Annotated in this window: 7 protein-coding genes and 1 tRNA gene; 3 read left to right on the top strand and 5 right to left on the bottom strand. The window is 70.2% G+C overall.

The genetic code is table 11. The features are described from left to right. Positions 1 to 473 precede the first annotated feature (473 nt). A tRNA-Met gene (locus HMPREF2883_RS04395) sits at positions 474 to 550 on the bottom strand. Positions 551 to 669: 119 nt separating this feature from the next. Beyond that, positions 670 to 3,852, bottom strand: a complete 3,183-nt coding sequence (locus tag HMPREF2883_RS04390) for a UPF0182 family membrane protein (RefSeq protein WP_070659153.1) — start codon at positions 3,850 to 3,852, stop codon at positions 670 to 672. A 234-nt stretch (positions 3,853 to 4,086) separates the two neighbouring features. Between HMPREF2883_RS04390 and HMPREF2883_RS04385 the strand changes: the two genes are divergently transcribed. Then, positions 4,087 to 4,668 (top strand): PPA1309 family protein, encoded by a 582-nt coding sequence (locus HMPREF2883_RS04385; RefSeq protein WP_070659188.1) that lies wholly within the window; start codon positions 4,087 to 4,089, stop codon positions 4,666 to 4,668. A 77-nt stretch (positions 4,669 to 4,745) separates the two neighbouring features. Here HMPREF2883_RS04385 and HMPREF2883_RS04380 read toward each other — a convergent pair whose 3' ends face one another. After that, complete coding sequence (locus HMPREF2883_RS04380; RefSeq protein ID WP_070659152.1) at positions 4,746 to 6,308, bottom strand: zinc-dependent metalloprotease; 1,563 nt, start codon at positions 6,306 to 6,308, stop codon at positions 4,746 to 4,748. Between the two features lie 237 nt (positions 6,309 to 6,545). Here HMPREF2883_RS04380 and HMPREF2883_RS04375 point away from each other — a divergent pair, with 237 nt between their 5' ends. Further along, positions 6,546 to 7,793 carry a YlbL family protein gene (locus HMPREF2883_RS04375; protein ID WP_176747144.1) on the top strand — a complete coding sequence of 416 codons (1,248 nt, stop codon included), beginning with the start codon at positions 6,546 to 6,548 and terminating at the stop codon, positions 7,791 to 7,793. A gap of 168 nt (positions 7,794 to 7,961) precedes the next feature. Beyond that, positions 7,962 to 8,951 (top strand): hypothetical protein, encoded by a 990-nt coding sequence (locus tag HMPREF2883_RS04370; RefSeq protein WP_070659151.1) that lies wholly within the window; start codon positions 7,962 to 7,964, stop codon positions 8,949 to 8,951. 30 nt (positions 8,952 to 8,981) lie between these two features. On the opposite strand, the gene HMPREF2883_RS04365 is transcribed toward HMPREF2883_RS04370, so the two are convergent. Then, positions 8,982 to 11,111 (bottom strand): ATP-dependent helicase, encoded by a 2,130-nt coding sequence (locus HMPREF2883_RS04365; RefSeq protein WP_070659186.1) that lies wholly within the window; start codon positions 11,109 to 11,111, stop codon positions 8,982 to 8,984. 63 nt (positions 11,112 to 11,174) lie between these two features. Further along, positions 11,175 to 12,290, bottom strand: a complete 1,116-nt coding sequence (gene nudC / locus HMPREF2883_RS04360) for an NAD(+) diphosphatase (protein WP_070659150.1) — start codon at positions 12,288 to 12,290, stop codon at positions 11,175 to 11,177. Positions 12,291 to 12,747 lie beyond the last annotated feature (457 nt).

Raw genomic sequence — 12,747 nt, 5'->3', positions numbered from 1 at the left:
CCCTCGTGCAGTGCATCCAGACGACACCGGCAACCACCACAGTAACCAGGGCACCCCTCCGACAAGCCCAAGCAACAGCCCTCCCCTCCGGCAGACCCACCCCACCAGTGTCTTGAGACGTCATGACACCCGAAACTCCCAGAAGACATGAGACAACACAGCTCCTAGATGATTGATTCCAAGGGGTGGGTGGGGTCGGTGTGGATGCTTGGGGCGGGCAGTTCCCGCCATAGCGTCCGCGCCGCACTGGCGGGCGACATGGAACTCATCCTCCGACAACCTCGAGACTCGCGGGTTACCGGCGTGAACGGGTTATCGGCGTGAACGTGGGTTATCGGCGTGAACGTGGTGCTTAAGATCTGACTTTGCGTTGGAATAACAACTGAAAGTCGGGGTGATTGTGGTTCTGAGCGGTAATCCGCAGAAAACCCCGGCACCTTTCGGTGCCGGGGTTCCTACCGCCGATACGGCCTTGGTAGCGGGGACAGGATTCGAACCTGCGACCTCCGGGTTATGAGCCCGGCGAGCTACCGAACTGCTCCACCCCGCGTCGGTGTCACCAACCTTAGGGGCATCCCACCCCCAAGGCAAATGGCGAGGGCGTGCCCTTGCTCACCGCCCGGTGAGGCGGATCGCAGGGCACGCCCTCATGCTGTGCTCCGAGCGGGCTCAGCCCAGCTTCTGCTGGGCCGCAACGGCCCGCTTGACGGCATCGTTGAGGCGCTTCTGCGCATCGCCGTATGCCGCCCAGTCGCCCTTGCTCCTGGCTGTGTCCGCGTCGGTCATCGCTGTCTGAGCGTCGGAGAGCGCCTGGTTGAGCTCCGCCTTCGGGTCCGAGGTTTCCGAGGCCTGCGGGGTGGCGGAGGCATTGGGCGGCGCACTGGCCGAGGCCGTGGGCGCGGCGCTCGGGCTCGGCGAGGCCTTGGCTCCGCCATCCGCCGTCGGGTCCTTGCCATCGGTTGTCTCGTTGGTGTCATTGGCCGCGGCGGCATCGCCGTCGATGGCCTCCTGCCCCGTGGTCGCCCCGGAGTTACCGCCGAAGACCTGGTCGAGGGCCCCCGAGAGGGTGTCGGCGAATCCGACATTGTCCCCGAAGGAGACCAGCACCTTCCGCAGCAGCGGGTACTGCGTGCCGGACGACGACTGCACGTAGACGGGCTGGACGTAGAGCAGACCGCCTCCCACGGGCAGCGTCAGCAGGTTGCCCTTGATGACCTGGGAGCCCTCCTGGGACAGGAGGTTGAGCTCCTTGGATATCTCCGGGTTGGAGTCGAAGATGTTCTGCACCTGCCCGGGCCCGGCCACGTTCGAGGACCGGGGAAGCTCCAGGAGTCTCAGCTTGCCGTAGTTCGGGCTGCGCTCCCCCTTCTTCCCGGTGCCGGGAGAGGTCTCGGAGTCCACGGCGAGGAAGCCGGTGAGCACGTTGCGGTTGGTGTTTCCGCCGATGATGTAGGCGCTGGACAGGGAGAAGCTCGCCTGCTCCTGCCCCGGCATCTTGAGGGTCAGGTAGTAGGGGGCCTGCTGGTCCTGGCCGGGCGTGGTCGGGTCGTCCGGGATCTTCCAGAAGTCTCCACCGGAGTAGAACTCAGCGGCGTCGTTGACGTGATAGGTCGCCATCATGGTGCGCTGGACATTGAACAGGTCCTCCGGGTAACGCATGTGGGCGATGAGGTCGGCGCTCATCTGGCTCATGGGCGAGACCGTCCCGGGGAAGACCTTCTGCCAGGCCTTGAGGATCGGGTCCTTGTCATCCCACTGGTAGAGCTTGACCGACCCGTCATAGGCGTCGACGACGGCCTTGACGGAGTTGCGCACGTAGTTGGACTCCTCGGGCGCCCGCAGAAGTCCGCCCTTGTTGTCGGCGGTCGCCGTCGCCTTGGCCAAGGACTCGTGCTGGGCGTATGGGTAGTTGTTCGTCGTGGTGTAACCGTCGACGATCCACATGACCCGCTTGGGGGTGGCCGGGTTGTCATCGTGATCGACGACGGCCGGGTAGGGGCTGTTGTCCAGGGTCAGCCAAGGGGCCACCTTGGCGACGCGCTTGGCCGGGTCCCGGTCGTAGAGGATCTGGGAGCCCTCGCGCACCTCCTGGGAGAAGAGGATGTTGGCCTCCCGGAACTTGGCGGCGTAGAGCAGACGGTTGAACGGGTTGGACACGCTCGGCCCACCGTTGCCGGCGAAGGTGGTGTTGACCTGACCGGTCTTGGACTCGTCATCGGGGTAGTCCAGCTCGCGCGGCGAGCCGTTGTCCTTGCCTCCCACGATGGAGTAGGACGGCGAGGACTGACCGAAGTAGATCCGGGGCTCGTACTCGCCCAGGTCCCCCTTGGAGGGGATGCCCCCCTCCCAGAAGGAGGGGTAGCCGCGGGAGGCCACCGTGTTGCCGTAGGCGTTCACGACGCCGTAGCCGTGAGTGTAGACGGTGTGCTCGTTGACCCAGGTCTGCTGCTGCTCGCCGAGGCCGGACAGGTTGAGCTCACGCACCGCGATGACCGTGTCCCGGCTGGTGGAGCCCACCTTGTAGCGGTCCACGTTGAGCCGGTTCGCGAAGGAGTAGTACTGCTTGTTCTGCTGGACCTGTTGGAAGGTCGGGGAGATGAGCCCGGGGTCCAGGAGCCGGATCGAGGTGGTGGACTCGGCGTCCTTCTCCAGCTGGCCGGCCGCCGTCTTCGTCGTGGCGTCGTAGTTGGTGGTCTCCACGTTCTCCAGGCCGTAGGCGGCCTTGGTGGCATTGATGTTGCGCTGGATGTACTCGGCCTCCTGACGCTGGGCGTTGGGGTCGACGATGAACTTCTGGATGACCAGCGGGTAGGCGGTCCCCACCACCAGGGAGGAGACGATCATGACGGCCACACCGATGATCGGCAGGCGCCAGGAGCTGGAGCGCACCGAGGCGACGAAGAGGATCGCCACGGCCAGTCCGATGGCCGCGAGGATCGCGTTGGCGGGGATGACCGCGTTGACGTCGGTGTAGTTGGCGCCGTCGAACTTGGAGTTGGAGGCGTACAGGGCGCTGTAACGACCCAGCCAGTAGCCCACGGCCCGAATGACGGCGTACAGCGCCAGGAAGACCGCCAGGTGCATGCGGGCGGCCTTGGTGAAGTGGGGCTTACGCACCACGGAGATACCGCCGTACAGGTAGTGGACGACGATGGAGGCCACCCCGGAGAACAGGACGACGCCGGACAGGAAGGACATGAGCGTCAGCACCGCGGGCAGGATGAAGACGTAGAAGGAGATGTCGATACCGAACTGGGGGTCCTTGACTCCGAAGGACTGGGAGTTGAAGGCCAGCAGAATCTCCCGCCAGCTGGGGGCCAGTTCCCAGGCAGAGCCGAACAGTGCCAGCACCGCCGGCACTGCCCAGGTCAGGCGGCGTCGCACGGGTTCGATGATGGAGCGGTAGGCCTCGAGGTTGCGCGTGGCCTCGTCGTCGGGCATCCCGATCTCGCGGGCACGGTAGGCCCTGGTCATTGAGACGAAGACGGCCCCGAACATGATGGCGAATCCCACCAGGAACAGGACGATGAGGGCGATCCACTGCGTCCACAGCACACGGGCGTACCCGATCTGGCTGTACCAGAGGACCTCGGTCCACACCTGCGACAAGATGCCGATGGCCACGGCGATGGCCGCGATGATCGAGATGGTCAGGGCCAGGGGGCCGGGACGTCCGCCGCCTGTCCTGCTGCGCGGTGGGCGGGGAGGACGGGGCCCTCCCCCGCCCATGCGTCCGAGGCCGAACAGTCCGGCCCCTTTGTCAGGCTTCCCCTGCCGGGACGAGCCGGTGGACTTGCTCGAGGACTCCTCGGGGGTTGAGTCCGGGGACTCGTCGTCGGGCCTGGTGCTCACGATCCTGCTCCCTGTCTGACGTGCGTGGTGACGCCGCCTCGCACACAGTGAAACACGGCGTCATCGGCCGGAGGGGCCGCTCAGGCCATCGTCCCACACACCTCTGACACGCCCATAACCTTCTCCAGGATGAGATAACGCCTCGGGCGGCCACGGCGCGCCCCCTGAGTGATGAAGCCTCGTCATTGGAGGAGTCGACACCACCAGTGAGACGATGGCGGCGTGACTGACACGATGCATGACGAGGCGAGCGCCCCGGGCCCGGGTCGAGCCGCAGCCTTAGCGGCACAGGCCCTGGCCCGCGCGGTGGCAGAGACGGAGACCCATGTGGCGGCCCACGGCTGGGACCAGCCGGTGCGCGTCTTCGCCCTGGTGCGCACCGCCGAGGCTCTTGAGGCCGACCCTGACGTGGCCGACCTCCTGGACACCGCCACCGTGGAGGAGGCCCGCACGAACCCCGAGCTGCTCATGGTGGTGGAGCAGGAGGGACTGCCGCCTGCCACGGACCTGGAGCACCTGCTGGCCCAGCTCGCCTGGCCCGACTCCGTCCACGGCGCCGCCATCAGCGTCGAGCGGCTGGTCCTGCCGCCTGCGGCCCAGGAGGAGGCCGAAGCCATCACCGATGCCGCCGAGCGTCTCGCCTTCCTCCAGGAGCGCCCGGACCGCGAGGACATCCGCATGGTGGTGGGGGTCCTTCGCGGCGGACAGTCCTGGTGCACGCTGCGCTCACGCAGTCACGACGACGACGCCTTGCTCTACCAGGGCGAGCGCCTGGTTCCCGGGCTGGTCGAGGCCCTGGCGGCGACCTTCCTGTAGCCGGTCACCGGGGCGGGCGAGCGCTCAACGCCGGTCTCCGGCGCCGCGCAGCCCCGTGCGTCGCAGCCCCGTGCGCCTCAGTCCTTGTCCGTGTCGGTCGGATCCTGCTCGTCGGGCTCCTCGAGCGAGTCCTCGCCCCCGGCGCCGGCCGAGGCGGGGTCGGCTGACTGGCCGGGCTCCTGGGAGGCGGCATCGGCGGAGGCAGGGCTCCGGTCCCCGAGCCCCTCAGGGCTGTTCTCGTCGGCCTCCTTGGCGCCCTCGGCGTAGCCGAGGGTCCCGTCCAGCAGGGAGGCCAGGTCGGCGTCGATCTCGGCGTCAATGTCCTGGGCCATGCGCCGCATGGTGAGGAAGTCCTTGGGGTTGGCGAGCTCGGAGGCCGTGGGCATGACATCGGGGTGGTTCCAGAAGGCGTCGCGCTCGGCGTCGCCGGCCTGGGCGCCCAGGTGGGCCCACAGCTCGGCGGCCTCCCGTGCCCGGCGGGGACGGAAGGTCAGCCCGATGAGGCGGGCGAAAACCTGCTCGGCGGCGCCGCCCTGGGCCCGGCGCCGGCGCATCATCTCGGCCAGCGCCATGAGGTGGGGCAGGTGAGGTGCGGCCGCGCGGGCGGTGACCACCTCGACCCAGCCCTCGACCAGTGCCAGCAACGTCTCCAGGTCCTCCAGGGCCTCGCGCTGAGCCGCCGTCTCCTGGGGCGCGAACAGCCCGCTCTCAAGGGCCTCACGCAGGGCGTCAGGATCGTTGGGATCCACCTGGGCCACGGCGGACTCCAGGGTGTCGGTGTCGATGCGGATCTCACGGGCGTAGGCGACCACTGCCTGGAGCACCTGTCCACGCAGCCACGGCACGTGGGCGTAAAGGCGGGCTGTGGCGGCCTCCCGCACGGCCAGGAACATGCGGGCCTCGTCCTCATCAACCTCCAGCCCCTCGGCGAAGGCAGCCACGTTGGCGGGAACCAGTGCCGTGCCGGGCTCGCGGGTCAGAGGCAGGCCGGTGTCGGTGGCCCCCAGCGCCTCCTTGGCGAGCTCACCGATGGCCTGGCCGATCTGGAGGCCGAAAGCCGTACCGGCCATGGTGCGCATGATGGACCCGAGCGCCCCCATCTGCTGGGCAGCCTGCGCCATCTCAGCCGGCATGTCCCGAATCTGCTTCTCCAGGGTGCGGGCCAGGGCAACGGTGACAGCCTCGGCCACCGGGGCGCACACGTCCTTCCACACCGGCAGCGTGCGCTCAACCCAGGTGCCGCGGCTCCAGGCCTCCCGCTGCCCGGGGGCGGGCATGAGCTCGGTGGCGGTGTCCAGCCACAGGTCGGCCACCTGAAGGGCCTGGCGCGTGGACTCGGCGACCGCGGCGGTCACCGTGGGGTCGCCGTTGCCACGCGCCTGTTGGAGGGCCAGCTCCTGCCCCATCTGCCAGTTGACCGGCTCGGTGGTGGAGGCGGAGAACATCTGCTGGAACTGGGCCCGCATCGCCAGCAGCTGGGCGGGACTGAGCTGGGAGACGTCCCCCACACCCGGCATCTGGGCGATGGAGCTGGGATCCACCCCGGATGAGCGAAGGGCGCTGACGGCGTCGGAGGCCATCTGCTCGCCGAACAGTGATGCGAGCATCTTCTCGAGCTCGTCGAAGGCGTCCTCGCTCACGGGGTTTCCTCTCGCCGGGTCATCCTTGGGCATCGTCCAGGCCGTCTGGCGCCTGGACACTGTCGCTAACGGCCTTATGGTCGCATCCATTCCGGTGCCGGGGCTATGTTCCGTTCGCCGACGGCGTGCCCGCACCGTCCCGGTCGGGCCCAGGTCTTCTCCGTGCCGGCACTGTGTCGACTTCGTGCCGGGCTCGTGCCGGGCTCGTGTCGATATCTGTCCGTCTTCCCCAGGAAGATGTCGCATGATGAGCGCGTGACGCACCCAAACCAGCACGACGCCGCCGACGCTGCAGGCTCAGCCGCCCCAGACAACACCCAGCCGGTGCGGGAGCATGAAGGCGACCGGCTCGACCAGGTCGGGCACTCCGAGGCCCCGCACACGCAGCCCTCCCGGCAGGACCGGCGTCGGCGCAGGCTGCGGCGTTCCGTGGCGGTCGGGGCGGTCCTTGTGGTGGTGGCCCTCATCGCCGCCGTCTTCACGGTGCCGATCAACGTGGTCATCGAGGCCCCCGGCCCAACCTGGAACGTGCTGGACAACGGTTCGTCGTCGAGCCAGGACGTCCTGAAGGTCTCGGGAGCTGAGACCTACCCGACCGAGGGAGCCCTGCGGATGACGACGGTCTCGGTGTCGGGCTGCCCCGGCTACCCAGTGACCACGGCCGACCTCATCGCCGCCTGGTTCTCGGCGGACAGGCGGATCGTGGACCGCAACCAGGTGTGCCCCCAGGATCAGAGCGCCGAGCAGGTCGAGGAGACCGGTAAGGCCCAGATGACCGCCTCGCAGGACTCCGCCGTCATCGCCGCGCTCGTGGAGACCGGCAAGGCCGGCGCCATGCACCTGACCGTCACCGAGGTGACCAAGCAGCAGACCTCAACGGAGATCCAGGCCGGGGACGTCCTGGAGACCATCACTCCTGAGGGCGGCCAGACGACGACCATCACCTCCTTCTCCCAGCTGCGAGAGCTCATGACCACCATCGCCGAGGGCACGCGAGTGACCCTCGGCGTGCGCCGCGGCGATCAGCAGGCGAGCGCCGCACTCACCACGATCGCCCCGCAGGAGGGGACGACCGGTTCCCTGCTGGGCCTGAGCCTGAAGATCTCGGTGGACAGCAAGGTGGACGCCACCTTCAGCCTGTCCGACGTCGGCGGGCCCAGTGCCGGCATGATGTTCGCCCTGGGGATCGTTGACGAGATCACCCCCGGGGCCCTGACGGGGGGCAAGGACATCTCCGGGACCGGGACGATCGACATGACCGGGCAGGTCGGTCCCATCGGCGGTATCCAGCAGAAGATGGCCGGCGCCAGAAAGGCGGGCTCCACGTTCTTCCTGGCCCCGGCGAGCAACTGCGACGAGGTCAAGGGCCATGAGCCCAAAGGCATGCAGGTCTTCGCCGTCAGCACTCTGCACGAGGCCGTCACCGCCACTCAGGCAATCGCGTCGGGCGACACCTCCGGCCTGGCCACCTGCTCAGCCAAGTGACTCCTGTGGGACCGGCACTCGGCCGGGGATAGTTATCCACAGGCCGGCAACTGCCTCTGGCGGCTTGGGCGCGCCCCGTGCCACTGTCGCCCTGTGTCCTGGCGCGCTCGCCAGGACGTCGAGCTCCTGGTGCCCCTTCGGGTTCCGGGAGGACTGAGAGGAGGCACGATGCGTGTACGTGGTGGGTGCGCCATCCTGTGGCGCGAGCAGGGCGTCAGCCAGATCGGGACGAGCCCCGGACGGCGCACCATTGTCAGCGACCTGAGCCTGGCCGAGCAGCGCCTGCTCGATGAGTTCGCGCGCAACCTGGAGAGCACAGGCGTCTACCGGGCCGCCCGGCGCAGCCGTGTGCCGGTGACGCGCGCGCGTCAGATCGTCGCGGACCTGGAGCGACAGGGGGTGCTGGTGGCCTCAGCGACCAGCGAGCTCGGCGGGGCCGACGGCGTCTACTGGGACCGGCTGGGAGCTGATGTCAAGGGCCGAGGCGCGGCCCTGTCCCAGTCCGTCCTGGCCATTCACGGCGTGAGCACCCTGGCTCAGGAGGCTGCCCTGTGGCTGGCGGAGGCCGGGGTGGGCACGATCCTGTCCACCCGTTCCCCGCAGGAGGGGGGCCTGGCTCCGCTCCTGTCGGCGCGCTTCCCTGCCCTGAGGACGCGGGCGCCGTTGCGCACCCGTCCCGATGTCATGGTGACGGTGGACCCGCACGTGGTCGAGCCGCTGCTCGCGCGCCGGCTCGCTCAGGAGGACGTGGTGCACCTGCCGGTCGTCGTCGGCGAGGCGGGGGTGCGCATCGGCCCGGTACTCAACGCTCAGGGTCCGTGCTCGACCTGCCTGGACCTGTGGGAGAGGGACGCTGACCCGTGCTGGCCGGCACTGGCCACGCAGATGCGCACCCTGCCCATGCCCGAGGTCGAGCACCTGGTCCTGCACGAGGCCGCGGCGTCAACCGCTCGGGCCGTCATCGACACGCTGGTGGGCCGGGCATCCGGGGCCGACGGCGCCCAGGACACGGCCGAACCGGGCGGGGAGGCGAGCGGGGGCAGCGGGGGCTCGGCCATGTGGTGGTCCACGCACTCGGTGGAGGTCACCGGCCAGGAGCCCCGGGGACGGCACAGGGCCTGGGAGCGTCACCCCGAGTGCCTGTGCTCGCAGCTGTGAGCGCCGTCGGGCAGAATCTCGCCTGGCCGCTCAGTCCCCGGACTCGAAGTCACGCAGGAGGGCCAGGACCGGCCCACCGTAGTCCTGGAGCTTGGTGGCGCCCACGCCGCGGATGAGGGAGAGCTGGGGCAGGCTGGTGGGTTTGACGACGGCGATGTCCCGCAGGGTGGCGTCGGCGAAAACCGTGTAGGCGGGCCTGGCCCTCTCCTTGGCGACCTGGGAGCGCCATGCCCGCAGCTCCTCGAACAGGGCGATGGTGCGGGGGTCGTTGTTGGCCTCGAAGTCTGCGGCGGACTGCCGGGAGCGTTCCTTGGCGCTGCGGCGGCCCTGGCGCCGGGAGACGTCTGTGGCATCGCGGCCGGTGGGCCACAGACCGTCCAGGAAACGGGAGGGTTTGCGGGCGGCCCGCCCTCCGGCGTTGCGGGCGCGCGCGTAGGAGATGATGAGGTGCTCGCGCGCGCGGGTGACGCCGACGTAGAGCAGGCGCCGCTCCTCCTCGATGGCGGCCTGCCCCTCGGCCAGGGAGATCGGCAGCAGCCCCTCGCAGACGCCGGCGAGGATGACGGCGTCCCACTCCAGGCCCTTGGCGGCGTGCAGGGAGGACAGGGTGACGCCCTCGACGGTGGGGGCGTTCTGGGCGTCGGCGCGCTCACGCAGCTCGGTGTGAAAGGCGTCGAGGTCGGCGCCGCGGGTCTGGGCCATTTCATCGGCCAGGGCCACCAGGGCGTTGAGGGCGTCCCAGCGTTCGCGCACGGCTCCGCGGGGGGCGGGCGGCTCCTCACTCCAGCCCTCGCGGGACAGGACGGTGCGCGCGTCCTGGCCGAGGTCACCGGTGAGGGTGGCCTTCTCGGTACGGGCGGCCCCGAGGATGACGGCCATGGCGCGTTTGACCTCCTCGCGTTCGAAGAAGCGCTCGCCGCCGCGCACGAGATAGCCGATCTGGGCTCCGGCCAGGGCCTGCTCAAAGACCTCGGACTGGGAGTTGGTGCGGTACAGGATCGCGATCTCGCTCAGGGGGACCCCGGCGGCCTGCAGGCGGCGCACCTGGGCGACAGCGCCCTCGGCCTCGGCGATGTCGTCATCGTAGGTCTCGAAGCGCACGGCGGGGCCGCTGGGCCGCTGGGCGACCAACTCGACGGCGCCGGCGGGCAGGTGCAGGCCTCCGCCTCCGCGCCGCGAGCGCGAGAGGACCCGGTTGGCCAGGGAGACGACCTGCGGGGTGGAGCGGTAGTCGCGGCTCAGGCGCACGGTGCGCGCCCCCTCGTAGCGGGCGGTGAAGCCGGTGAGGAAGGCGGGCGTGGCCCCGGTGAAGGAGTAGATGGTCTGGGAGACGTCCCCCACCACGCACAGCTGGCGGCGCCGTCCCAGCCACAGGTCCAGCAGACGCTGCTGGAGCGGGGAGACGTCCTGGTACTCATCGACGACGAAGTGCTTGTACTGGCCGCGCACCTGGGCGGCGACGTCCTCGCGGTCCAGGAGGATCCCGATGGTCAGCAGGAGCACGTCCTCGAAGTCGATGACACCGCGCTCGCTCTTGGCCTCCTCGTAGAGGGACAGGACCTGGGCGACCGTGGCCGCCTCCTGCCCGGCCACGCCGGTACGGCCGGCGGCGACGGCGGCCTGGGTGTAGTCCTCGGGCAGGGTCATGGTGACCTTGGCCCACTCGACCTCGGCGGCCAGGTCCCGCACGGTGGCCCGGTCGGTGGGCAGGCCCAGGCGGCGGGCGGCGGCGCCGACCAGGGGTGCCTTGTGGGCCTGAATGTCGGGGCGGCGCCCGCCGATGGCGGTGGGCCAGAAGTAGGTGAGCTGGCGCAGGGCGGCGGCGTGGAAGGTGCGAGCCTGGACGCCGGGGACGCCGAGGTCGGCCAGACGCGAGCGCATCTCGCCGGCGGCGCGGGCGGTGAAGGTGACGGCCAGGACCTGGGTGGCCTGGTAGGCGCCGGTGGCCACGCCGTGGGCGATGCGGTAGGTGATGGCCCGGGTCTTGCCGGTTCCGGCGCCGGCCAGGACGCACAGGGGGCCTTCGAGGTGCTCGGCGACCTCGCGCTGGTCGGGGTCGAGGGCCTCCAGGAGGGCGGCGGCGTCCAGTGGGGCGCTGCGACGGCCGGGACCGGAGGTGGGGGTGCCGGTCGGGGCGGGGTGGTGGGTGGTCGGGCTCATCGGCACCAGCCTGCCACGCGGGGCCGACAGGAATCGACGGTCCTTGGCCCGCGCCGGGTGGCGTCAGCTGACGATGGGGCCGCCGTACCAGTCCTCAATGAGGAGTCGGGCGATGGAGGTGGGGCCGGGCAGGAAGATGCTGCCGTTGTCGGCGGCCGCGGTGAGCTCGTCGCGGGAGACGAGGCGGGCCTCGACGACCTCCTGGCCGTCGGGGCGGGGCTGCTCCTCGCCGGGGGCCAGGCGGGCGCGGCAGCCGAGCATGAGGGAGCGCGGGAAGGGCCAGGGCTGGGAGGCGACGTACTCCACGTCGGCCACGCGCAGCCCGGTCTCCTCCCACACCTCCCGGGCCACGGCCGCCTCAACGGACTCGCCGGCCTCGACGAAGCCGGCCACAACCGAGTAGCGCCGGGGAACCCAGGTGGCGCCGCGCACGAGGAGAAGGCGGTCGGAGGTGTCGGTGACCGTCATGATGACGGCCGGGTCGGTGCGCGGGAAGTGGACGGTGGCGCAGTCGGAGCAGCGGCGGGCCCAGCCGGCCTCGATGATCGCGGTGCGTCCGCCGCAGCCCGGGCAGTAGGCAGAGCGGGCGTGCCAGGCGGCCAGTGCGGTGGCCGTGGTGGCCAGGCCTGCGTCACGGGCCGTCATCTGGGCGCCCATGGCTCGCAGGGCGGAGAGCGGGTAGCGCTCCAGCAGGCGGCGCAGGTCGGGGTGGTCAACGGCTGTGCCCTCGGCGTCGGAGCCGGTGGCGGGAGGCTCGGGGGCGTCGGGGACCTCGAGGGCCTGGGGCACGACGACAGCGATCCAGGCGGGGCCGGTGGGGGCTGCGTCATCGGCGAGCTCGCGACCCATGTAGAGGACGGTCAGGTCGGGGCAGCAGGTGGGGGCGGAGGCTCCGAGGTAGCCGACGCGCAGGTCGGGTAGGGCCCAGCCGCTGCGGGTGCCGGGGCCTTCCCAGGCGGTGGCGCCAGGACTGCCGATGAGGCTGGGCGGGGTGAGGCCGTCGTCGGGCAGGTCGGGGTGGATGGCGGGGCCGGTCAGGGCGACGCGGCCGCGGGCGTCGACCAGCAGCACGCGGGTCTCGGGGTCGGCGGCGAGGCTCTCCAGCAGCCCGGGCTCGCTGCGTCGCTCGGCGTCGCGGTCGGTGGCGGAGCGGGACAGGGCGAGCTGGTCGGTGCGCATGGGATCACTCTCCCATCCCCTGCTTCGAGGCGCACACGGGCGCGCCCATACCGATAGGAGGTGAGTATGGGACTTGGGAACTTCCTCGGCGACGTCCACGACGCATCCTGTGGCCCGAACGCGCGCGGGTGCGGGGCGGGACCGGCGGGAATGTGTCCATATGGGACGGCTTTAGCGACGAGTCGGTCGAGCGTCATGAGCATCTGTACAGGTCAGAGCGTTACGGGTCGGCTCCGCATGCGAAAAGCGGCTTCAAAACCGTCCCATATGGACAAAGTCTGGCTCCCCTGAGCCGCCGTCTAGGCTGGGGGTGTGCGCACCTATCTCGATCACGCCGCCACCTCCCCGGTCCGCCCCGAGGTCGCCCGGCAGGTCGCCGAGGACCTGACCAGTGGGCTCGGTGGCTGGGCGAATCCAAGCGCGCTGGGGTGCGTGGTGTTTCTCGGACTGGGGGAGT

Source organism: Actinomyces sp. HMSC075C01 (genome assembly GCF_001812965.1).
Classification (GTDB): Bacteria; Actinomycetota; Actinomycetes; order Actinomycetales; family Actinomycetaceae; genus Actinomyces; species Actinomyces acetigenes.
The sequence above is the reverse complement of the archived record's forward strand: the minus strand, read 5'-3'. Positions and strand labels throughout refer to the sequence as shown.

Coding starts and splice junctions, on each gene's coding strand:
- HMPREF2883_RS04375 (WP_176747144.1), top strand. CDS start 6,546: ATGTCGCATGATGAGCGCGTGACGCACCCAAACCAGCACGACGCCGCC.
- HMPREF2883_RS04370 (WP_070659151.1), top strand. CDS start 7,962: ATGCGTGTACGTGGTGGGTGCGCCATCCTGTGGCGCGAGCAGGGCGTC.
- nudC (WP_070659150.1), bottom strand. CDS start 12,290: ATGCGCACCGACCAGCTCGCCCTGTCCCGCTCCGCCACCGACCGCGAC.
- HMPREF2883_RS04365 (WP_070659186.1), bottom strand. CDS start 11,111: ATGAGCCCGACCACCCACCACCCCGCCCCGACCGGCACCCCCACCTCC.
- HMPREF2883_RS04385 (WP_070659188.1), top strand. CDS start 4,087: ATGCATGACGAGGCGAGCGCCCCGGGCCCGGGTCGAGCCGCAGCCTTA.